This window comes from Agrobacterium fabrum str. C58 (genome assembly GCF_000092025.1).
Taxonomy (GTDB): domain Bacteria; phylum Pseudomonadota; class Alphaproteobacteria; order Rhizobiales; family Rhizobiaceae; genus Agrobacterium; species Agrobacterium fabrum.
Map to the genome: position 1 here is coordinate 522,536 of NC_003064.2, position 20,333 is coordinate 542,868.

Sequence of the window (20,333 nt, forward strand, 5' to 3'; positions counted from 1 at the left end):
GAGGGTCATGCCTCAATCGTCAGGACTTGCAGATCGAAGCTTTATAAAGCCGCACCGCAATATGGGGTACCAATCATTATCGGGACCGCATGCATGTTCTCGTCAAAGACGGTATAGTCGTCCGTCATAGTCTACGACAGTCGATGGTGATCAGACTGGAGGCAGTGCACCACACGGCTTTGGGATCATGCCGACGGACGGCGGCTGCCAACCCCTCGCCAAGGAGACGCTGAACGGCGCCTAAGAGACGCGCTCATCGAATGATGATCGCGCCGTCTACGCCAATACCTACGACAGGTTCGGCTATTGTCAGATCACACGGAAACTGACATCATCCTTTCGCGGGCTCTAATGGGTCGCTGATAATCCACGAGCAGGGTAGCTCTCGACCGGAAACGGGCGGGAGCTTTTTTATTTTTAGGTGGCGATGATGAATTCAGAAAGCTGGCGGGTCGGTGTGCTTTTCTCCGAAACAGGCGTGACCGGAGCCGTGGAAAAAACCCAGAGGTTCGCGACCTTGCTGGCAATAGAAGAAATCAATGCAGCCGGCGGCGTGCTTGGCCGAGCAATAGAGCCAGTCGCCTACGATCCCCAATCGACACCCAATCTCTATAAAGAGCTTGCGATGAAGCTTTGCGATGAGGATCGGGTCCGGGTCGTATTCGGTTGCCATATGTCCAGTACCCGAAAAGCCGCTTTGCCTGTCATCGAGGCTCGTGATGCATTGCTGTTCTATCCGACCCTTTACGAAGGCTTCGAATATTCCAGACACTGCATCTACACGGGTGCAGCACCTAATCAAAATTCTGTTCAATTGGTCGATTTCCTGACCACACATTACGGAAAGCGCGTTTTTCTAGTGGGGTCGAACTACGTCTATCCTTATGAATCGAACCGGACGATCAGTGACCTCTTTCTTCAGGTGGGCGGACAGGTTCTGGACGAAATGTACGTCCCGTTGAACCTCAAAACCGAAGACATCGCCAAGATCATCCGTCACATTGGAGCTGCACAACCGGACGTCATCTATTCGACGATCGTCGGCGACGGTATCATTCCGTTCTACACGGCGTTCAAGGAGGCGGGGTTTGATGCGGCGACGATGCCCATCGCCAGTCAGTCGACAAGCGAGGCCGATGTGATCCGCATGCGGCCGGAGGTGGCCGAAGGTCATATTACCGCTGCACCCTTTTTCGCCTCGCTGGATACACCCCGCGCTCACGCTTTCGTCTCGGCTTACCAGAAGCGATATGGCAAGCAGATGCTGCCGACCGCTCCGGCCGAGGCGGCCTATTTCCAGGTCTATCTTTACGCAGCAGCTTTGCAGCGCGCCGGCAACGATGGGCTGGAGCAGCTTCTGCCGGCTCTCTATGAGGTGGAGTACGATGCACCGCAGGGCGCCGTGAAGATAGACCGTCTGACCAACCACACCCATCTGTGGCCAAGAGTGGCAAGAGTGAATGCGCATGGCGGCTATGACATTGTCTATGATCCGTCGCTGCGGGTGGCACCGGACCCGTTCATGCGGGAATATCGTCCGGACTTGACGCAGAATTTCCACCATCGTGTTCAGGTCTGAGAGGGAGCGACGATGTCTTTCGCCCTTCTCAGAGATCTGCGGGATCTCAAGGTTCTGGTCATCCACCCCCGGACATCCGAAGGAGAGTTCCTTGTCGATCACCTGCGCCGTATCGGTTGCACCGTCAGTTGCCTCTGGCCAGTGCCTGCCGAGCTGCCGCACGGCACGGATGTCGTCTTTCTTGCCATGGAAGATGAGGCGCGGCCGGAAATCGAACGCTTGCTGAAGTGTCTCCCCAATCCCGCTCCGACCATGCTCGCCATCGTCGGTTACGAAAACCCCTCGACGTTGCAGATCGTTCTGGAGAGCGGCGCGCTCGCCATTGTCGAGAGACCGATCAAACCTTTCGGCCTGCTGACCAATCTCGCCATCGCCCGCAGCCTCTGGCTGGAGCGCCAAAAGCTGGTCAAGGAGGCGCGCAAATACAAGCGCAAGGTACTGGGCGACCAGAAGCTCGCCCGGGCAAAAGCCATTCTGATGGCCAATCGAGGTACCAGCGAGAATGAAGCCTATCGTGAAATGCGCGAACAGGCGATGGCCCGGCGCGTGCCGATCGATGAGATCGCCAATTCGATTATCAGTGCTGAACAGCTCTTGCGCCCTCCCCAAAAACATGATTAGTTTTTCATGTGTTCCAAATGAACACCTCCGACACATCCCTTCGTTTTGCGAAGCCATGTGTCGCTGTTGCACGCGGCAAAAGCCGTGATGCGGTGATGGCAAGGGTGCCCGCAGGCTGTGACAAGCCTCGCGGGTTTTTTGTTATCTGCTGACAGTGACGTCAGCCCTCCAATATTTTCGGCATGAAAGCCTCGCCATAGAGCCGGGCAGTGCCACTGCGTGCGCCAATCAAAAAAGGGGAACCAAGATGGTGTTCAACAGACGTGAATTTCTGAAAACCGCAGCCACCGCTTCCGCCGCACTTGCCCTGCCGGCGCTGGGCGGCCGCGCCTTTGCAGCCGACGCCATCAAGGTCGGAGCGCTTTATTCGCAGACGGGTGGTCTTTCCGTGGCCGAGAAACTTCTGGCCAATGGTGTCATGATGGCCGTGGCCGAAATCAACGCGGCCGGCGGCGTTCTCGGCCGCCAGGTCGAAGTCGTGGTAGAAGATGGGGCTTCCGATCCGAAAACCTTCAGCGAGAAGGCTTCCAAGCTGATCCTCAAGGACAAGATTTCCACCGTATTCGGCTGCCACACCTCTGCCAGCCGCAAGGCGGTGCTGCCGATCTTCGAACGGCGCGGCGCAATGCTGTTCTACCAGACGCATTATGAAGGCTTTGAATGCTCGCGCAACGTCGTCTATTCCGGCGCCGTTCCAAACCAGCAGCTCTCCAACTACATTCCCTGGATCGTCGAGAAGCTCGGCAAGAAAAAGTTCTTCATCGTCGGCTCGAATTATGTCTATCCGCGCGAGATGGCCAAGGTTTCCAAGAAGCTGATCGAAGCGGCGGGCGCCGAATGGGTGGCGGACGAATATCTGGAACTCGGCCACTCCGAATGGGCCGTGATGGTCAGCAAGATCAAGGAATCAGGGGCGGATGTCGTTCTTTCCAACGTCGTCGGAGACTCGATCATCGCCTTCTACCGCGAGTTCAAGAACCAGGGCCTGTCGCAGGAGGATATTCCGATCTGCGCGACGGTGACATCCGAGATCGAGATAGCGGCCATGGGTGCGGAATATGCGGCGGGCAGTTACACCTCTTTCCCCTATTTCATGTCGATCGAAACGCCTGAAAACAAGAGCTTCATCGAACGCTTCAGAACCTTCGTCAACGATCCGAAAGCCGTGACATACCATTCTCTCGAGGCGGCCTATTTTCAGGTATTCCTGTGGAAGCAGGCGGTGGAGAAATCCGGCGACCTGTCCGCCGACGCGATCCGAGCCGGCATTCGTGGCCAGACCTACGATGCGCCGGGCGGCAAGGTGACGACCGACCCCGACAACCTGCATTGCTGGCTAACCCCACGCATCGGGCAATGGCAGCCGGACGGTCAGAGCAAGGTCGTCAATGCCTATCCGGCGCCGATCAAACCGCTGCCCTATTCGGCCTATGGGGAGACGGAAAGCAATCTGTTCTGCACCACCAACGGTCTCGACGCAGCAAAGCTCAAAGGCTGACCCCTCCCCGCGTGGTCCCGCCGAACCATGTTTGGCGGGACAAAGTCTCGGCAAGGCGGATCTGCGTTTTTTGTCTGCTCGGCACCAACCCGATTTCGGCAATGGTAAGAAGCAGAACAAAGTCTGGTCCGCCCTTCTCACGAACGGTGGCGTTATGCTCGACATTCTCTTTATCGGTCTCAGTCTCGGCTCGATCCTTCTTCTGGTGGCACTCGGTCTCGCCATCACCTACGGCGCCATGGGCGTCATCAATATGGCCCATGGCGAAATGGTCATGATCGGCGCTTATGTCGCCGTCCTCTCAGGTATCTGGCTGAAAACTAGCCTTCTGCTTGCAATACCCCTGGCTTTTGTCGTGACGGCGTTGCTCGGCCTGATAATCGAGCGGGTGGTTGTGCGGCGACTCTACGGCCGCCTGCTGGACACGCTTCTCGCCACCTGGGGCATTGCCATCCTTCTGCAGCAAGCCGTAAGGCTCGAACTGGGCCTCACCTTTTTAGGCATTCATATAGAAGGGCTGGGAGCTGGACTGCAAAATGTGGCCGTGCCTTCATATCTGCAGGGCACTTTCAGGTTCGCCGGCGCCGACATCAACGCGTATCGCACCTTCATCATCGCGGTGACCGCCGCGCTGACGCTGGCGACATGGTTCATCCTCTACCGGACGACAGCCGGCATGCAGGTGCGCGCCATCATTCGCAACCCGAAGATGGCTGCGGCCTGCGGCATCGATGTAAAACGCATTAACGCGCTCACTTTCGCCTTCGGTTCCGGTCTCGCCGGTGTTGCGGGGGTCATGATGTCCGGCTTCAAGACCGTGTTCCCGGATATGGGCACAACGATGGTCGTGGACGGTTTCATGGTCGTGGTAACGGGCGGCGTCGGCAGTCTCTTCGGTACGGCCCTGTCTTCCGGGCTTCTCGGCGAAATCAACGCGCTGGTGGCCATCGGCACGAACGACATTCTGGCGCGCGCCGTCGTTTTCGGGGTCGTCATCCTCGTCATTCTCGTAAAGCCCAGCGGGCTGTTCTCCTTCAAGGGGCGCTGACATGAGCAACGAACGGAAATTTCAGATCGCCGCCTATGTGCTTTTCATCGCGATCATTTTCGCGGCCCCCGTTTTCGGCGACGAATTCTGGCTGAACCGCATTTCGAAATATCTGGTCTACGGGATGCTCGGCGTCGCCATTGCGCTGACCTGGGGATATGCAGGCATTCTCAATCTCGGTCAGGGACTGTTTTTTGGTCTTGGCGCCTACATGCTTGCCATGTCGCTGAAGCTGTCGAGCCTGACCAGTCTGCAACAGGGGTCGGACAAGCCGGTTCCGGATTTCATGCTCTGGAATGCCGAGCCCGGCGCACCGACGGAACTCTGCTGCATCAACAAGGGCTCCTTCCTCTGGCTTCCCTTTCAAAGCCAGTCGGTGGGGCTCGTGCTTGGTGTCCTGCTTCCCGTGCTGATCGCCGGCGCGCTCGGCATGCTGGTTTTCCGCAAGCGCATTTCCGGCGTGTTCGTGTCGATCATCACGCTGGCACTTGTTCTGCTCGTGCGTCTTGTCGTGGTTGACGCACAACCGGTAACGAACGGCTTCAACGGACTGACGGACCTTGGCTGGTTGATGGTCGGCGGTATCGAATTCGACCCCTATAGTCGGGCAACCTACTATCTGTGCGCCGCCTGCCTGTCGCTGACACTCATCGGCGCACGTCTTGTCGTGGAAACCCGAGCAGGCATGATCCTGCAGGCCATCCGCGACGATCAGGTTCGCGCCCGTTATCTCGGTTTCGACGTGTCGCTCTACCAGGTGTTCTTCTTCGTCATTTCGGCCGGGATCGCCGGTGTTGCCGGCATGCTTTATGTGGTCGTCGCGGAGTTTGCCTCGCCGACCTTCATGGACCTGTCTTTCTCGGTGACGATGGTCGTCTGGGCTGCCGTGGGTGGACGCTCCTCGCTGCTCGGCGCCTGCATCGGCGCGATCCTGATCAACATGATCGAGGCAGAGGTCAGTGAAACCGAAGCGCTGGTCGAGGCATGGAAAGCGATCATCGGCCTCATCTTCGTTCTCGTCGTCCTGTTCATGCCGCGTGGCCTTGGCGGCGTTGCGCATGATGTGCTGCGGACGTTCACTAGACGGGTCAAGCCAGCCGTGGCGCCTTCAGCGTTGCAGCAACAAAGCGAGGCATTGTGATATGAGTGCAATTGCATTGACCGTCGACGGTCTCAGCGTCGAATTCGGCGGCTTCAAAGCCGTCAGCAATGTCAGCATCACCGTCCGCGACGGCGAATTGCGGGTGTTGCTCGGCGCAAATGGCGCCGGCAAGACAACCCTGATGGATCTGATCAGCGGCAAGACGCGCAGCACGCAGGGCAAGGTCTTTGTCTACGACACCGACATCACCAACTGGCCGGAGCACAACATCGCGCGTGCCGGGATTGGCCGTAAATTCCAGATCCCCAGCATTTTTCGCGATCTGACCGTGCGGCAAAACCTGGAAGTGGCCAATTGCCGCAATCCATCGGTGTTCGCCAATCTCCGGTTTGGATTTTCCCCTGCGGAAGCGAACCGCGTCGATGAGGTGCTTGCCCTCACGGGGCTCGAAGCGGAGAAGGATGTGACGGCGGCCTATCTCAGCCATGGCCAGACGCAATGGCTGGAACTGGGCATGCTCATCGTTCAGGATCCCAAGGTGATCCTGCTGGACGAGCCGACGGCCGGCATGACCCAGGCCGAAACCCGCAAGACAGCCCAGATCATCAAAAACCTCAAAGGTCGCCACACCATTCTCGTCGTCGAGCACGACATGGGGTTCGTTCGTGAAATCGCCGAGTACATCACTGTTCTCCATCTGGGAGAGGTTCTGGCCGAAGGAAGCGTCGGGGATATCGAGCACAATCCGAAGGTTCGGGAAGCCTATCTCGGTTCGAAAGGAATTTCCTGATGCTGACCTTGAAAAACGTACACAGCTATTACGGCCGCAGCCATATTTTGCACGGTGTCACGCTTGACGTTCCGACCGGCAAGGTGACGAGCATTCTGGGCCGCAACAGCACCGGCAAGACGACCCTGTTGAAGACCCTGATGGCGCTGACCGACGGCATGACAGGCGAAATGCATTTGCAGGGACAAGATATCTCATCGTCGCCGACGCATATGAGAGCGCGGGCGGGTATCGCCTATGTCCCCCAGGGCAGGGAGATCATCCCGGATTTCAGCATCCGCGAAAACATCCTGATGGGTGCTTTTGCGCGTGCCGACCGCAAACGTGAAATTCCAGCACTCGTACCGGAACTTTTCCCATATCTGATGGCCAACCTCGACCGACCGGGCGGTGTGCTTTCCGGCGGCCAGCAACAACAGCTCGCCATCGCCCGCGCCCTGGCTGCGGACCCGAAAGTACTGCTGCTCGACGAACCCAACGAAGGCATCCAGCCCTCAATCGTCGAGGAGATTGAAAAGATCATCATCCGGCTCAATCGCGAGATCGGCATGACGATCGTCCTCGTTGAGCAAAACGTAGCGTTTGCGCGGCATGCCTCTCACCACTTCGCCATGCTGGAGAAGGGAGGCGTGGTCGCCGCCGGTGCCATAGACGCGCTCTCCGACACGCTTGTCCATCGACATATGGCCGTCTGAGAAGACGGATCATTTATTAAAGACAATGGGAACAATCATGACACCGACACAGAGCTATACCGCCGCCGCTATCCAGTTCGAACCGACCATGTTTGAAAAGGCGCGTAATATCAGCCGGCTGACAGCCCTTTGCGAGGAAGCGGCACAGGCAGGCGCGCGCCTGATCGTTACGCCCGAAATGGGAACGACAGGCTATTGCTGGTTCGACAGGGCGGAGGTCAAACCATTCGTCGAGACCATTCCCGGACCGACCACCGATGTTTTCCATGCCATTGCCCGTCAACACCGCTGCTATATTGTTGTCGGCATGCCGGAGGTCGATCCAGAGAGCGATCTCTATTACAACACGGCCGTACTCATCGGTCCCGATGGCGTCATCGGCCGGCATCGCAAATCACACCCCTATATCGCCGAGCCGAAGTGGGCCGCCAACGGCGATATCGTGCACGAGGTCTTCGAAACGGAGATCGGCCGGATTTCAATGCTGGTCTGCATGGATCTGCACTTCTTCGAGACGGCGCGGCTCGAAGCTCTGGCCGGGGCCGACATCATCTGCCACATCTCCAACTGGCTGCAGGAGCGCACGCCCGCTCCCTACTGGATCAACCGCGCCTTCGAAAACGCATGTTATGTCATCGAAAGCAACCGTTGGGGGCTGGAAAGAACCGTGCAGTTTTCGGGCGGAAGCTGCCTGATCGAGCCCGACGGAACGGTTGTCGCATCAATCGATACCGGCGACGGAATTGCCTATGGCAAGGTCGATCTCGCCCGCGCCCGCCGCCGCGAAGTCTTGAGCGAACCGGTCTTCAAGTCCCGACGACCTGAGCTTTACATGAACATGATGACCAACAGTTTCACCTGGAATCCCGGCGATTATTTCCGCCTCTACGGCTATCAGCCAATCCCGCGCGGACGCACGTCGCGTGCGGCCGTTGCCCAGTTCGCACCAACCTCGGTCATTGCGGACAATATTGCCCACATCACACGGCTGGCAACCGAGGCAAAGGCGACAACGGCACCGGACATTCTGGTTTTCCCGGAACTGTCGCTCACGGGGCTTGACGATCCACACACGCGAGCAGAGCCGCTCTCGGGACCGGCTGTGTCGGTCTTCGTTCGTCTGGCCATGAAGCTCGGCCTCTATCTCGTTGCGGGTTTCGCCGAGGCGGACGGAGACAGGATTTACAACAGCGCGGTCCTTGCCGGGCCCGAAGGCCTTGTGGGCAATTATCGCAAGACACATCTCGGCGTCGCCGACAGCTGGGCGACGGCTGGGGACGACTGGAAAATATACGATCTTGCCATCGGCCGGGTGGGTCTGGCGATTGGCCACGACGCGCTTTATCCGGAAGCCATCCGTTCGCTTTCGCTGATGGGGTGTGATCTTGTCGCGTGCCCTTCAGCAATCGCCGGCAATTTCACCGGCAGCCACGCAGGTACGAAGATCCCGCACAACTATCCTATTCCAAAGGGTGCCGATCCATTCCACTGGCACGCCCTGCGCGTACGCGGCGGCGAAAACAACGTCTATTTCGCCTTCGCCAACGTGCTGGATGCCGCACGGGGTTACCAGGGGAAAAGTGCCGTGTTCGGCCCGGATTCCTTTGCTTTTCCGCGTCAGGAATCGGCAATTCTGGATGAGGAGGGGATTGCCGCTGCAGCCGTCGATACCACCAATCTCGATACGCCTTACCCAACGAACATCGTCCGGCGAAAGGACCTTGTCGTCATGCGTCAGCCGCATCACTATCAGCCGCTCGTCAAATGGCATCAGTAAAGGCGGCGGCATCTCCATATTCGCGACGGTCCCGCAGATCATTGCGGGACCGGGCTGCATCACACGGGCTTCAGAGCCGAAGACGCGGCCCGGCTCGCCTTCCCTTGTGATTTCGGACGATGGGGCGGTCAAGGCGGGGCTTGTTCAGCCCGGCTTGGCCAACCTTGCAAACGCTGGCGCTGGAGCGACGATCTTCGCCGGCGTTGTCGCCGATCCACCGGAATCCATCATTTACCGGCTGCGGCCCGGGCGATCGGCCACCCTGCTGCCAGGTCTAGCTCGACAATAGACAAGACCACCCAGCGCACCGTGGCCGCCGAACAGTGTGATTTTCATATTTCACCGCGCACTGTCGATAATTGCGCCACCGTCCGGCGTGAGGCTGTAGCCAGTCATGAATTGAGAATCCCTGCTCGCAAGGAACAGCGCCACCGGGGCGATGTCATCTTCGGGCGAGCCGAAACGGGCGAGTGCGTTGGCTGGAGGAGGAACGTTTTTTGTCAAGTCTCCTTGAGGTCGCTGATCAGTGTCGGCACCAGTTCTCCGACGGTCGGGTGGATCGGCACTGCCCATCTGAGTTTTTCAGTGGTTGCCCCGAGGTTCATGGCGTCGAGAACGCCGTAAACCGCCTCGTCACCCCCGACGCCGAGAAAGGCGGCACCGAGCACTCGATCGGTATCAGCCTCGGTGACGAGCTTCATGAGGCCGAGCGTCTCACCCTTCTCGACGGCTCGACCGACGCGGTTCATAGGCCGGGTCGCGACCTTGATCCGGTGGCCTGCCTCCTTCGCCTGGCGCTCTGTCATGCCAACACGCCCGAGTGGCGGATCGATGTAAAGGCCATAGCCGAGGATGCGGTCTGACACTTTGCGGTCGCCGCCATCGAGGAGGTTCGCGGCGGCGATCTCGAAATCATTGTAAGATGTGTGGGTGAAGGCCCCTCGCCCATTGCAGTCGCCGAGCGCCCAGATGCCTTCGACATTTGTCTGAAGTCGTTCATCCACCGTGATGTAACCACGCCGATCAGTCTCGACGCCAGCTTGGTCGAGGCCAAGATCGTCGGTATTCGGCTGGCGTCCGACGGCGACCAGGACATGGCTGCCGCGGACGTCGCCCTGATCAGTCCGCACGGTAATCTCGGCGCTATCCGTGGTCACGGACACGATCTTATGGCTCAAAAGGACCTTAATGCCATCCCTGGTCAGAATATCCGCGATGGCTTGCGAAATATCCTCATCCTCCCGGGACGCCAGATACTGCCCGCGCTCGATGACCGTAACCTGTGCGTCGAAGCGCCGATACATCTGCGCGAACTCCAGTCCGATGTAGCTGCCGCCGAGCACCACCAGGTGCTTCGGCAACTCTTCGAGCGCGATCACCGATGTGCTGGTAAGATAAGGCACATTTGCCAATCCGGGGACATCGGGGATGTGTGGTCGCGCGCCCACATTAATGAAGATCTGTGGTGCAGTGTATAGCGAACCGCCCACCGACACGACCTTCGCGCCCACGAATCTGGCATGGCCATAGACGACATCCATCGTCTCCAGACTATCAAACCATGATGCTAGGCCGCTTCTTGCGTCAAGCGTCACCTTCCTCGCACGAGCTGCCACGGCTTTCATGTCTACAACGGGCTCACCATCAATCCTGACGCCGAATTCCGATGCACGCCGTGCGACCTGCGCGGTCTTGGCGCTGGCGACCAGGGTCTTTGTCGGCATGCACCCGGCGTTCACGCAGGTTCCGCCGAGAAATTTCCGCTCGATCAGGACGACCTTGCGGCCCATCGCCGCCATGCGTGCTGCGAGGAACGGTCCGGCCTGTCCCGCTCCGATGAAGATCGCGTCGTACTCTTTCATGGCACGGACACCGCAACGAGTATCGCAAGGGCGACGGCGAACGCATCTTCGAGCAGGGCGGCAGGAAGATCACGGCCGAACCGGTTGGCGAGATAGGCGCGAACCGACGCACCGCCCAAAGTTCCAATTACAGCGCCAATGACACCCGTAATGAGGCCAATAACCACTGTGTTCCCAGTCGCGCCGATAGCAGCTCCGCTGAGGGCCCCCATCGAGATACGTGCTCCGAACTGCATAGGCACTTTCCGTGAAGGCGTGCTGGGAAGCTGGTCGGTGATGAGTTCTGTAACGGCAAGCAACGTGAAAATCATCGCGGCCCAGAGCGACCCCATGAATGAAAGACCGGTCTGCGAGATGTCTAACCATCCGAGATAGGCACCCCAGGCAATCGCGGTGGGAGCGGTCATAGCGCGCAGACCAGCGACAGTCCCTATGAGAATTGAGAGAAGAATGAGCATTCAAGTCCCCTGAAATTACGCAAATCAAGAACGTGCCGCGGTTATTGGCCGGCGGACAGATGGCCGGGGTTCCTGAGACACCTCCGGAGGCGTGCGCTCCGAAGGCCGTAGGTCACCACTGACTTGGTCCGGATTGATCATCCATGAGGGTATCATTCCCGGGCGGTTTGGTCGACTGATGAGAAGTGCCAGCCGTTCCGCTTGATGTTCTTGAGGCAAAGGTGTTCATTTACTTTGCTCGATTGCGATCGTTGCCGTCCTGCCCGCAATCAGTCGAACATTGTTCGGGACGTGATCGATTTCGATCCGAACCGGAATTCTCTGGGCCAGGCGTACCCATGAGAACGTCGGTGCCACGCTTGCCAGTGAGCCAGCAGTATCGCTTCTCTCCCGATCCTCGATCCCGGCGGCGACACCGGCAACATGTCCGATGGCCGATTCCGGCTCACCCATGATGTCAATCTTCACCCGATCACCGATATGAATCCGTGGGAGTTTTGTCTCTTCAAAATACCCCGCGACGTAGACGGATTCTTTTTCCACCAGTACGCCAACGGCATTCCCGGCCAAGACATAGTTCCCCTTGCGTAGGGAGAAGTTCGTGATCGCTCCAGATGCCGGTGCTCGCACAGTTGTGCGTTCAAGGTTCAGTTTAGCAAGATCGCGGGCAACCAGCGCAGACTGATATGCTGCTTCTGCCTGATACATCTGGGTTTCCGCGTGCTGCCGTTCTCTCACGCTGGCAGCCTCTTTCGATGCGAGGCGTTGATATCGTTCAAAATCAACTTTGGCCGCATCCGTCCCGGCCTTGGCCCCTGTTACCTGCGCTTCTGCCTCGCGAAGAGCAAGTTCGAAACGGTCTTTTTCGATACGAAACAGGGGCGCGTCTTTCTCCACTAGCGCGTTGTCTGAAACGAGAACTTCAGTGACAGGCCCGGATATATCAGGTGCAAGTCGGACGATGTCTGCGCGCACATGAGCATCACGTGTCCAGGGTGTGCCTATATGGAAAGACCATAAATGCCAGCCCATAACTGCTGCGCAGCTTGACATGGATAAGGTCAAAAGAACTCGACCCGAGATAAACACGAGGTTTTTCATATTTGAAGCCAGTTGATAATCGCTGAGACGCCACCGACAAGGGCGATGTACAGTGCGAAATTGAATAGCGAGCGATGCCAAACCGCTCTGTAAAACCCGACCTTGCCGAGGAGTGACGCGAGAACGCGGAAAGCACCATACGCAAATAGGGCGAGCGCTGCGAACGAAGGCAGGAAAATGCCATAGAGATCGAGTTGTCCGATCAAGCAGCTCTCCTATTTGGAGACGGTGTTTTAAGCGTCGGCGCATCAGCGTCCGGAGCAATGCAAACACGAAGGGCAACGGCGTGCGACAGAAGCTCAATATCCACCGCCGTCCTTGCCTCGGCGGAAAGGATCAGATCGTCTAACGCCCTGACAGCGTTTTTCAGGCGTTCACCGCGTCCAGCGCGCGGCTGTTGGTATAGGGTCCTGATCGTCGGAAAGATCGGTTTCGCAAGGACCTGGAGACCGCCCGACACCGTTTCAATGCGCTCTAGCATTGCTGTCAAGTGAAGCCCTGCCCGGAGATCCCTAAGAAGGTCACCATCCCAGATGTCTGAAGTCGTTGGAACCTTTGCAGCTCTGGAGGCAAAAAGGCCGGCAATATCGGTCATGCGGTCATAGGTGACGTGAGCGTTCGAATATTTTCCGGCGGCTATGTTTGCCACATGTTTCCGGGTAACCGAAAAGAATCTTCGTGCGTTCGTCTCTGCACGCACAGATCGAAAGATGCCGCAGACTGTGATCGTCCAGACCATTGCGAGGATGGTCGCAACCGCGGCATTCGAGAATGTAACGAAGTCGGCACGCGGATATGCCTGGAGCGTGAGAAGAAGAGGAAAGTTTATGCAAAGCCCCATGCCAACGATTGCAAGCGAAGGCACCGCGAGACATATGCCAGCTGGAACCAAGAACAGCCCAAGAGCTGCGATGAGGGGCACAAAACCGTCAATTACCGGAAAAATCGTGAAATTGTAGACGAATGCCGCCATGACTGAACACATTGTCACACCAACAAATTTGCGCATGGCAGGAACCGGGTCGTCCATCGTGGCAAGGAGGCAGCAAAGCACGCCCGATATCTGGGTGAACGTCATTCCGTCCGCCCAGCCGCTTTCGATCCAGAAGAAGATCGACGTCGCAAGGCAGACCGCGACCGTCAGCGATGATAGCAATGCCATTCCGATATCACGATGCTGCGCGCGGCGCCTGTGGGGAACACGGACTACTCTTGCGTTATTTTCCCCTTCCATCGATTTTAGGAGAGCGCGGCACTCATCAGCAAGGCGAAGAATATTCCGCACGGTTCGGGCGGCGTTGGCAAGGAGAAGTTTTTCCCATGTATGACGCGTGGTGGCGGAGGTAAGCGCATCGATTCTGCTGTCGAGGATCTCCGCGGAGCCTCGGGTGTGTGAAGCCGCATCTGTGATTATTGCCAATGCCTGCGTCGCGCCGGAGGTGTTGAGCTTGCCCAGTGATCGTCGCAAATCCTCCATTTCGCTCAGCAACGGTAGAAAGGCAGCCATCCGGTATTGCATTGATCTTACCAGCGATACCGCCCATCGATATCTGGATCCGTCATACTGAAGGTGAAGGTTGAAAGACCGTAGGTCGGCCGCGTCTGCAGCGAGGGCGTGGCGTTCGACCCTGCTTTGGGTTTCTGACAGTTTGCCGGCTGCTGTCGCTTCGAGGAGTGTTCGCGCCCTGTCCATCCATCCATCAATCCGACTAATAAGGACGGCTCCCACATGAACCGGGAAAACAATGTGGCTCACGACCGAGGCGCATATGATTGCAAGCCCGATCTCCTCGACGCGGGACACAACAGTATCAAACGTGTTCGCTGGAGCGCTGACCAATGGCAACCCCGCGAGAAGCACCGTGTACCCCGCAAGCAGTGAAACGTAACTGCGAGGTGTGCGATCAAGAAGACTGATAAAGGTGCATGCAGCGACCCACAGGACGATCGCACCGGAAAGAAGTATCGGCTCGTTTACAAGATTCGGGACCATGATCAGCGTTGCAAAACTGCCGACAAGTGTACCGAGTAGCCGAAAGACCGACTTCGAAGAGATCGCGCCGGAAAGCGGATGAGCAACGATGTAAACAGTCGCAACCGCCCAGTACGGCCGGTCCAGATCGAAACTGATGGCGATAAGATACGCCAGCATGGCGGCAAGGAATGTCTTCAACGAAAAGATCACGTTCCCGCTTGTGACAACCGGTCGGACGCTCAAATGTCATCTCCCGGTCGGGCCCTGTTCCGGGTGGTGCATTGCTCAGCACTCGCATCGCTGTCCGCCAAGCCATAGATCCCGGGTGGAACATAACAAAAGAGCGGCGAGGCGAGGCAGGCGTGCACATAGAGTTCCGCCAAGTCAGCATCTGAAACATGCGACGCGACCGCCTGCTGACTGGCAAACAGTGCACGGATTTTCGAATAGAGTGCGTTTGCAATTTTTTTCAAAACAGCACTGCGGGCAGCGATGCGCTCCTTTCCGGACGGAGGAAAAACGCAGATTCGGTAAAGCCCTTTCTGCGGCAGGCGAATTTCAGTCTGGACTATATCAGCCCACCATCGATCGTCGTGGTTTTGACTTGCCATGATCATTCTCCGAACTGTTACCCGGAAACCGTATCGACAAAAGACGTGAATGAATTTAGATATCCTCTCAAATGATCACTAAATCCAACAAGGCGCGGATATCGCTTTCTGGAGCCCTCGCTGACCATGACCTCGAAAACTCTAGTGCGGCTGTGCGCTCCGTGAGGATCGACGTGTCGCAGAATGAACGCGAGGCTCCCGAACACCAACATCGCAAGGGGCAACTCGTCATGCCCCTGCGGGGAGGCGTGACATGCAGGGTTCCAAGCGGCATGTGGATGGTTCCACCTCATTGCGGTGTCTGGGTTCCGGGAGGCATGCTTCACAGCAATGTTGCCACCGCCAATGCGCGACTGTTCTTTCTGTTCATCGAGCCAGGGGCTGCCGATCTGCCGAACCGGTGCTGCACGCTCTCCCTGTCCCCGCTCGTCAGGGAGCTTATCATCGAGTTGGCAGATCAGTCAGAAGTTGCGACCGCTGACTCGGAACTCATGACAACACTCCTTCTATCGGCCTTGTCGCGGATGCCGGTGGAGCATCTTCATCTTCCACTGACGGATGAACCCCGGCTCGCGCGCATCGCATCGGAGTTGGCGGACGATCCTTCCGATCGCAGCACGATGGCGCAATGGGCAAGACGGGTAGCAATGAGTGAGAATTCGCTCGCACGTCTCGTTCAGCACCAGACCGGCCTGACCTTCGGCCGTTGGCGTCAGCAGTTGCAATTGATCATCGCAATCCGAAGCCTTGCATCGGGGGCAACGGTACAGCAGGTTTCAGGCGACCTTGGATATGAATCGGTGTCTGCGTTTATTACCATGTTCAAGAAAGCGCTCGGCACTTCGCCATCAAGATATTTAAGGAACTTCGACCGCTAAGCGTCACGAATACGGGCAACTACCTCAGAGGAGATGAAGCATGTTCACCCACGTCATGATCGGCAGCAACAATCTTGAGCGTGCAAGAGACTTCTACGATGCGACCTTCGTCGCGCTCGGCGGTAAGCCCGGAGAAATCGATGCGAGAGGCCGACTTATCTATGCTCACGAAGGGGGGCGGCTGATGATCACGAAACCGATCGACGGTAAGCCGGCGACCGCAGCCAACGGTGGGACGATCGGGATCGCGGCGGCAAGTCCTGACCATGTCCTGGCGTGGCATGCCGCTGGCGTCTCGCACGGCGGCACGGCAGTCGAGAGTCTGCCTCTGGAGCGTCCTACCGGGGCATTTGTCGCATATCTTCGCGACCCTGACGGCAATAAACTGACGGCGCGAACACCACCGACAAAATGACACGGGTTGCTATTGCCCGCGTGATGTCTCGCCGCCGAATGACCTTAATTGAAAGGTTGCGGGGACACGCGCCAAGCTCCACTATGGCGCCTTCGGTAGCATTAAAAACGGGCGCTGCCGCTGTGGGCTTGAATGTCCGTGCCCGCAATTTGAAAGGAGGACACAATGTCTTCCCGCGTCCACACAATCGGCTTCAATCCCGCCATCAATCTCATTCTCAATCAGATGCTGCACAAAGCTGAATATGTCACTTCGAGGATGAAACCGCTCTCCGGTCCACTATCGAGGCAATCGCATGCTGTGCTGCACCGGTTCTTGTCTGGTGTAATGTGCCCGGCCGATGCCGATCTTCCATCGGGCCCTGAGCCCCTATTCGCTTTCGGACGTCCTTAGTCTCAAAGGCGAACCGGCGTCGATCGCCGTTGCCGCCACAGGGCTATGAGCGTTGCGGCGCAACCGGTCCTGTAAAAGCGTGCATCATGGCCGCCGGATTCTCTCAGCCTGAAAATGGCAACAAGGATACACTCGTCCATATCTCTGCCGTCGAGTGCGCTGAAATGTGCGAGCTCCTTGGCGATCGGAGGAACTGCAACCTCCAGTCAGCCTGACCGGCCTCGCTCGCTGACGACCAAATTTGATGAGCGCCCGACAAAGCTTGCCGGAGCGACCGGGTTGGCACGCTAATAGGCCATTTGCGCGCGCAGACGCGGCGTGATCCAGTTCAGGAAGCGTCGCACTTTCATTGGCATAGGATCGACTGGCCCATGGACGACATTAACGGGCAGCGGTTCAGGCGCGAATTCGCTGAGGACCTCCTGCAAGGCGCCGGACTTAATCTGATCGGCCACCTGGTAGGAGAGCACGCGGATGATGCCGATACCTGATACTGCCGCCCGAATTGCCGCCTCCGTCGTGTTGACCGCGAACCTTGCTCTTGGTTCGACGTTGAAGGCGGTCACGTCGCGGCGGTAGCGCACTTCTGGTGCAGTCGCAAAGCCTTGGAAACTTATTCCGTCGTGTCGAGCGAGATCGTCGGGTTGAAGCGGAACGCCTCGGCAAGCGAGATAGTCGGGGCTGGCGCAAACCACCCGGCGTACGGCGCCGACGCGTGTGGCGATCAGCGCGCTATCGGCTAGATGGCCAATGCGCAGGGCGACATCGACGTGCTCATCTGCCAGACTTATCTGTCGATCAGCCAATGTCAGCCGCAGGTCGATTTCCTGATGTTCCCTCAGGAATTCCAGGGCAATCGGCAGAACATGGCGTTCCCCGAAGGCAATCGGTGCGGTCATATGCAGCCCTCCACGCAGCGCGCCATGGGCACCGCTGACCTCTTCTTCCGCTACGTCCAGTGCTTCCAGGATACGCCTTGACGCAGCGACATAGTTTCGTCCTTCATCCGTCAAAGTCAGGCCACGGCGGGTACGAAGCACCAGACGGGCACCGAGATGCTTTTCAAGGTCGGCGACCTTGCGACTGACCGTGGCGAGCGGCGCATGCAAGCGCCGGGCTCCCGCCGATAGGCTGCCGGCATCGACCACGGCAAGCAGCACCGACATCGCATCAAATCGATCCATCTTATCCTTCCATAATTTGAGAGGAACATTCCTGAAATTCCACGATACCCTATCCATTTTGGATATCCTAGCTTTCATGATGTCGAGGGAACGCCGCCAGTCGCCCTCCCAAGGTCAGGAGAAAGTTCATGCCCCTACTCTCACGTCGCACCTTTGCCAGCGCTCTTCCCCTTGGTTTGCTTGCGGGAGGACTAATCGGCGTCGGAAAGGCCATTTCCGCAACACCGGATCGTGCTGTCACTCTAGCCACCGTAACGCCGCTGGCGCAGATCAGCATTGGTCGCTTTACTGTGACGGCACTGGCGGACGGCTATGCAGACATGCCGTACAACTTTTTCCCCGGGCGCGAGCCGGGTGAAGTCGAAAAGGCGGCCGCGGTCGAGTTCACAGCCCGGAAAAGCGGGGTGCGCTTTCTCTTTAACCAGTATCTCATCGATGACGGCCAACGCCGTATTCTAATCGATGCTGGTGCAGCGGGCTCAATCGGCCAGACAGGCAAATTGCCCCAGGCACTCGCCGCTCTTGGTCTGCAGCGCGACCAGATAGATGCGGTGATCGTAACTCATATGCACCAGGACCATATGGGAGGCCTGATCGCCGGCGGCAAAAACAACTACCCCGGTGCGGAGCTTTATATCGATGGTCGCGACGTCAAGCATTGGACTGACCCGGCAAAGCGCAGCGGTGCACCCGTGTATCTGCAAACCAGCTTTAGTATGGCAGAAGAGGTCGTGCGCCTGTACCCGCGGTTACAGGCCATTGATAGAGAGCGTGATATCATCCCCGGTGTCTCGATCGTCGATTTGACGGGCCATACGCCCGGGCACATCGGCGTGCGAATAGAAGATGACGGCAAAAGCCTGATCATGGTTTCGGACATGATTTTTCCGGTGGTACATCCAGCAGCGACGGATGTATTCTTCCTGTTCGAGCAGGACCGGATAGCAGCCAAGGCAATGCGCGACCGCTTTTTTCCACGCGCGGCCTCAGAAGGTGCGCTCATTGCTGCTACACATATGCCGTTTCCGGGGCTCGGCCGGGTCGTTTCAGACCGTGGTGAGATGCGGTGGGAAGTCGCGGATTGGGCGTTTCAGGATTGAGGACAGATTCGTCCGCCGGGAAGAGGTGTATACCATGAGCAGATATCTGGATATTGCCACGACACCGTCTGTCGCCGTCGCGCAGCAGCACTATGGCAGCGCCGATCAGTGGGCACGGGTTGCCGCACGCGGTAGCGCAGATGAAACTGCCCAGAGCCAGCACCTCGGCCCGGCCGAAGCGGCTTTCATACGGGAGCGCGACGGTTTTTATCTTGCCAGCGTCTCTGAAAGCTGCTGGCCATACGTCCAATATCGCGGAGGCCCGGCCGGCTTTCTGCTCCCGCTTGGGCCCACGCTATTGGGCTTTGCGGATTTTCGTGGAAACCGACAATACATCACTACGGGAAATGTCAGCGTCAACGACCGCGTCTCTCTGTTTCTCATGGATTATGCTCACCGCCGCCGACTGAAAATCTTCGGACATGTGCGCGTCATTGACGCAAACGATGACCAGGAGCTGGCCGCGCGCCTGACGATGCCGGATTATCCTGCACGGGTGGAAAGACTGATACTGATTGCCGTGGAGGCATACGATTGGAACTGTCCTCAGCACATTACACCTCGCTTTACGTTGGCGGAGTTGGAGCGCTGGAGATTGGAGTGACGTGGATCGCGCGGCTTTCTTCCTGACACCCTCGTGCCCATCGTGATCACTATCAAGGCGTTGTGCGCCGGTCGGAGTTGTCAACAAGCGGAAGAGCAAGCCCCCGGCGTCACCAAATAGTGCTACTGGCCTTATCCAATATGACAACCCGAAAATCGCATTGTCGGGGCGGCCGGCGGGCAAGGTCGCAGCGTTTGCCTCCAAAGCCAGCGCTCATGGGTGCGTACATGGGGCAGGAATGTTGGACTTCCCCAGCCACCACGCCTTGGAATCTGGGTGCAAAGATCGTCAGTGTTCCTCTTGAATGGGGCCTGGCAAAAGAACGTGTCTGCGCCTTGGAAAGTTCGGCCAGCACACACCACGTTCTCGGCACGCTCGAAAACGCCGACAGGATTACCGCCAAGCCTGAAGTTTGTGATGCTCTCCCAGCAATTTCTTCTCACCCTCGTTGTGACGTGCAGCGAAAACCAAGATGTGCACGAAGTTCCCCGTATTTTTGGCACGGAACAGCAGCACACTCGAGAATCGGGTGGCCGTCGGTGAACTCTACAAATCCGGGTTTTGCGGTGCCGGCACCTTCAAAAGCCTAGCGGCGCTCCAAGATCGCCTCCAAAACGGGCGGCGACGTTCACTAAGCCAAGG

19 protein-coding genes and 1 pseudogene are annotated in these 20,333 nt (G+C 57.9%); 12 read left to right on the forward strand and 8 right to left on the reverse strand.

Annotated elements, in window-relative coordinates:
- Window positions 1-427 precede the first annotated feature (427 nt).
- From ATU_RS26405 to ATU_RS26440, 8 genes are all read left to right on the forward strand, one after another.
- Window positions 428-1,579 carry a transporter substrate-binding domain-containing protein gene (locus ATU_RS26405; protein WP_010974748.1) on the forward strand — a complete coding sequence of 384 codons (1,152 nt, stop codon included), beginning with the start codon at window positions 428-430 and terminating at the stop codon, window positions 1,577-1,579.
- A 12-nt stretch (window positions 1,580-1,591) separates the two neighbouring features.
- Entirely contained in the window at window positions 1,592-2,200 is a 609-nt protein-coding gene (locus ATU_RS26410) for an ANTAR domain-containing response regulator (RefSeq protein WP_006313570.1), read from the forward strand.
- Window positions 2,201-2,447: 247 nt separating this feature from the next.
- Window positions 2,448-3,698, forward strand: a complete 1,251-nt coding sequence (locus ATU_RS26415; protein ID WP_010974749.1) for a transporter substrate-binding domain-containing protein — start codon at window positions 2,448-2,450, stop codon at window positions 3,696-3,698.
- A gap of 154 nt (window positions 3,699-3,852) precedes the next feature.
- The gene (urtB, locus tag ATU_RS26420; RefSeq protein WP_035215689.1) at window positions 3,853-4,746 is read left to right on the forward strand and encodes an urea ABC transporter permease subunit UrtB; all 894 of its coding nucleotides are present in this window, start codon (window positions 3,853-3,855) and stop codon (window positions 4,744-4,746) included.
- Window position 4,747: 1 nt separating this feature from the next.
- Window positions 4,748-5,887 carry an urea ABC transporter permease subunit UrtC gene (gene urtC, locus ATU_RS26425; protein ID WP_010974751.1) on the forward strand — a complete coding sequence of 380 codons (1,140 nt, stop codon included), beginning with the start codon at window positions 4,748-4,750 and terminating at the stop codon, window positions 5,885-5,887.
- A 1-nt stretch (window position 5,888) separates the two neighbouring features.
- Window positions 5,889-6,638 (forward strand): urea ABC transporter ATP-binding protein UrtD, encoded by a 750-nt coding sequence (gene urtD / locus ATU_RS26430; RefSeq protein WP_010974752.1) that lies wholly within the window; start codon window positions 5,889-5,891, stop codon window positions 6,636-6,638.
- Complete coding sequence (gene urtE, locus ATU_RS26435) at window positions 6,638-7,333, forward strand: urea ABC transporter ATP-binding subunit UrtE (RefSeq protein ID WP_010974753.1); 696 nt, start codon at window positions 6,638-6,640, stop codon at window positions 7,331-7,333. The genes urtD and urtE overlap by 1 nt, the downstream gene beginning before the upstream one ends.
- A 25-nt stretch (window positions 7,334-7,358) precedes the next feature.
- Window positions 7,359-9,110, forward strand: a complete 1,752-nt coding sequence (locus ATU_RS26440; RefSeq protein ID WP_006313564.1) for a nitrilase-related carbon-nitrogen hydrolase — start codon at window positions 7,359-7,361, stop codon at window positions 9,108-9,110.
- Window positions 9,111-9,449: 339 nt separating this feature from the next.
- Here ATU_RS26440 and ATU_RS26445 read toward each other — a convergent pair.
- The 7 genes and pseudogenes from ATU_RS26445 to ATU_RS26475 all read right to left on the reverse strand — a co-directional run.
- Window positions 9,450-9,620: pseudogene (locus ATU_RS26445) on the reverse strand (3-oxoacyl-ACP reductase); the annotation flags it as partial.
- Complete coding sequence (locus ATU_RS26450; protein WP_010974755.1) at window positions 9,611-10,972, reverse strand: FAD-containing oxidoreductase; 1,362 nt, start codon at window positions 10,970-10,972, stop codon at window positions 9,611-9,613. The pseudogene ATU_RS26445 and the gene ATU_RS26450, both read right to left, overlap by 10 nt.
- Window positions 10,969-11,430 (reverse strand): DUF4126 family protein, encoded by a 462-nt coding sequence (locus ATU_RS26455; RefSeq protein WP_010974756.1) that lies wholly within the window; start codon window positions 11,428-11,430, stop codon window positions 10,969-10,971. Before ATU_RS26455 ends, ATU_RS26450 begins: the two co-directional genes overlap by 4 nt.
- Before the next feature lie 225 nt (window positions 11,431-11,655).
- A complete protein-coding gene (locus ATU_RS26460; protein WP_010974757.1) occupies window positions 11,656-12,531 on the reverse strand; it encodes an efflux RND transporter periplasmic adaptor subunit in 876 nt (291 codons plus the stop codon).
- Window positions 12,528-12,737 (reverse strand): DUF1656 domain-containing protein, encoded by a 210-nt coding sequence (locus ATU_RS26465; RefSeq protein WP_010974758.1) that lies wholly within the window; start codon window positions 12,735-12,737, stop codon window positions 12,528-12,530. The genes ATU_RS26460 and ATU_RS26465 overlap by 4 nt, the downstream gene beginning before the upstream one ends.
- A complete protein-coding gene (locus ATU_RS26470; protein WP_035258221.1) occupies window positions 12,734-14,749 on the reverse strand; it encodes an FUSC family protein in 2,016 nt (671 codons plus the stop codon). Before ATU_RS26470 ends, ATU_RS26465 begins: the two co-directional genes overlap by 4 nt.
- Entirely contained in the window at window positions 14,746-15,117 is a 372-nt protein-coding gene (locus ATU_RS26475; RefSeq protein WP_035258224.1) for a hypothetical protein, read from the reverse strand. Before ATU_RS26475 ends, ATU_RS26470 begins: the two co-directional genes overlap by 4 nt.
- A 71-nt stretch (window positions 15,118-15,188) precedes the next feature.
- Here ATU_RS26475 and ATU_RS26480 point away from each other — a divergent pair, with 71 nt between their 5' ends.
- Window positions 15,189-15,995, forward strand: a complete 807-nt coding sequence (locus tag ATU_RS26480; protein ID WP_046033456.1) for an AraC family transcriptional regulator — start codon at window positions 15,189-15,191, stop codon at window positions 15,993-15,995.
- 40 nt (window positions 15,996-16,035) lie between these two features.
- The gene (locus tag ATU_RS26485; RefSeq protein WP_010974762.1) at window positions 16,036-16,410 is read left to right on the forward strand and encodes a VOC family protein; all 375 of its coding nucleotides are present in this window, start codon (window positions 16,036-16,038) and stop codon (window positions 16,408-16,410) included.
- 680 nt (window positions 16,411-17,090) lie between these two features.
- Here ATU_RS26485 and ATU_RS26490 read toward each other — a convergent pair.
- Complete coding sequence (locus ATU_RS26490; RefSeq protein WP_236762375.1) at window positions 17,091-17,987, reverse strand: LysR family transcriptional regulator; 897 nt, start codon at window positions 17,985-17,987, stop codon at window positions 17,091-17,093.
- Between the two features lie 128 nt (window positions 17,988-18,115).
- On the opposite strand from ATU_RS26490, the gene ATU_RS26495 reads away from it, so the two are divergent.
- Entirely contained in the window at window positions 18,116-19,087 is a 972-nt protein-coding gene (locus ATU_RS26495; RefSeq protein WP_010974766.1) for an MBL fold metallo-hydrolase, read from the forward strand.
- Between the two features lie 34 nt (window positions 19,088-19,121).
- Window positions 19,122-19,691: a pyridoxamine 5'-phosphate oxidase family protein gene (locus ATU_RS26500; RefSeq protein ID WP_010974767.1), complete on the forward strand. Its 570-nt coding sequence runs from the start codon at window positions 19,122-19,124 to the stop codon at window positions 19,689-19,691.
- Window positions 19,692-20,333 lie beyond the last annotated feature (642 nt).

What these genes read in the sequence shown, in the direction of transcription:
- urtE (WP_010974753.1), top strand. Translation starts at nt 6,638, where the DNA reads ATGCTGACCTTGAAAAACGTACACAGCTATTACGGCCGCAGCCATATT.
- urtD (WP_010974752.1), top strand. Translation starts at nt 5,889, where the DNA reads ATGAGTGCAATTGCATTGACCGTCGACGGTCTCAGCGTCGAATTCGGC.
- urtC (WP_010974751.1), top strand. Translation starts at nt 4,748, where the DNA reads ATGAGCAACGAACGGAAATTTCAGATCGCCGCCTATGTGCTTTTCATC.
- ATU_RS26460 (WP_010974757.1), bottom strand. Translation starts at nt 12,531, where the DNA reads ATGAAAAACCTCGTGTTTATCTCGGGTCGAGTTCTTTTGACCTTATCC.
- urtB (WP_035215689.1), top strand. Translation starts at nt 3,853, where the DNA reads ATGCTCGACATTCTCTTTATCGGTCTCAGTCTCGGCTCGATCCTTCTT.
- ATU_RS26480 (WP_046033456.1), top strand. Translation starts at nt 15,189, where the DNA reads ATGATCACTAAATCCAACAAGGCGCGGATATCGCTTTCTGGAGCCCTC.
- ATU_RS26455 (WP_010974756.1), bottom strand. Translation starts at nt 11,430, where the DNA reads ATGCTCATTCTTCTCTCAATTCTCATAGGGACTGTCGCTGGTCTGCGC.
- ATU_RS26410 (WP_006313570.1), top strand. Translation starts at nt 1,592, where the DNA reads ATGTCTTTCGCCCTTCTCAGAGATCTGCGGGATCTCAAGGTTCTGGTC.
- ATU_RS26440 (WP_006313564.1), top strand. Translation starts at nt 7,359, where the DNA reads ATGGGAACAATCATGACACCGACACAGAGCTATACCGCCGCCGCTATC.
- ATU_RS26490 (WP_236762375.1), bottom strand. Translation starts at nt 17,987, where the DNA reads ATGGATCGATTTGATGCGATGTCGGTGCTGCTTGCCGTGGTCGATGCC.
- ATU_RS26485 (WP_010974762.1), top strand. Translation starts at nt 16,036, where the DNA reads ATGTTCACCCACGTCATGATCGGCAGCAACAATCTTGAGCGTGCAAGA.
- ATU_RS26500 (WP_010974767.1), top strand. Translation starts at nt 19,122, where the DNA reads ATGAGCAGATATCTGGATATTGCCACGACACCGTCTGTCGCCGTCGCG.
- ATU_RS26405 (WP_010974748.1), top strand. Translation starts at nt 428, where the DNA reads ATGATGAATTCAGAAAGCTGGCGGGTCGGTGTGCTTTTCTCCGAAACA.
- ATU_RS26415 (WP_010974749.1), top strand. Translation starts at nt 2,448, where the DNA reads ATGGTGTTCAACAGACGTGAATTTCTGAAAACCGCAGCCACCGCTTCC.
- ATU_RS26495 (WP_010974766.1), top strand. Translation starts at nt 18,116, where the DNA reads ATGCCCCTACTCTCACGTCGCACCTTTGCCAGCGCTCTTCCCCTTGGT.
- ATU_RS26450 (WP_010974755.1), bottom strand. Translation starts at nt 10,972, where the DNA reads ATGAAAGAGTACGACGCGATCTTCATCGGAGCGGGACAGGCCGGACCG.
- ATU_RS26475 (WP_035258224.1), bottom strand. Translation starts at nt 15,117, where the DNA reads ATGGCAAGTCAAAACCACGACGATCGATGGTGGGCTGATATAGTCCAG.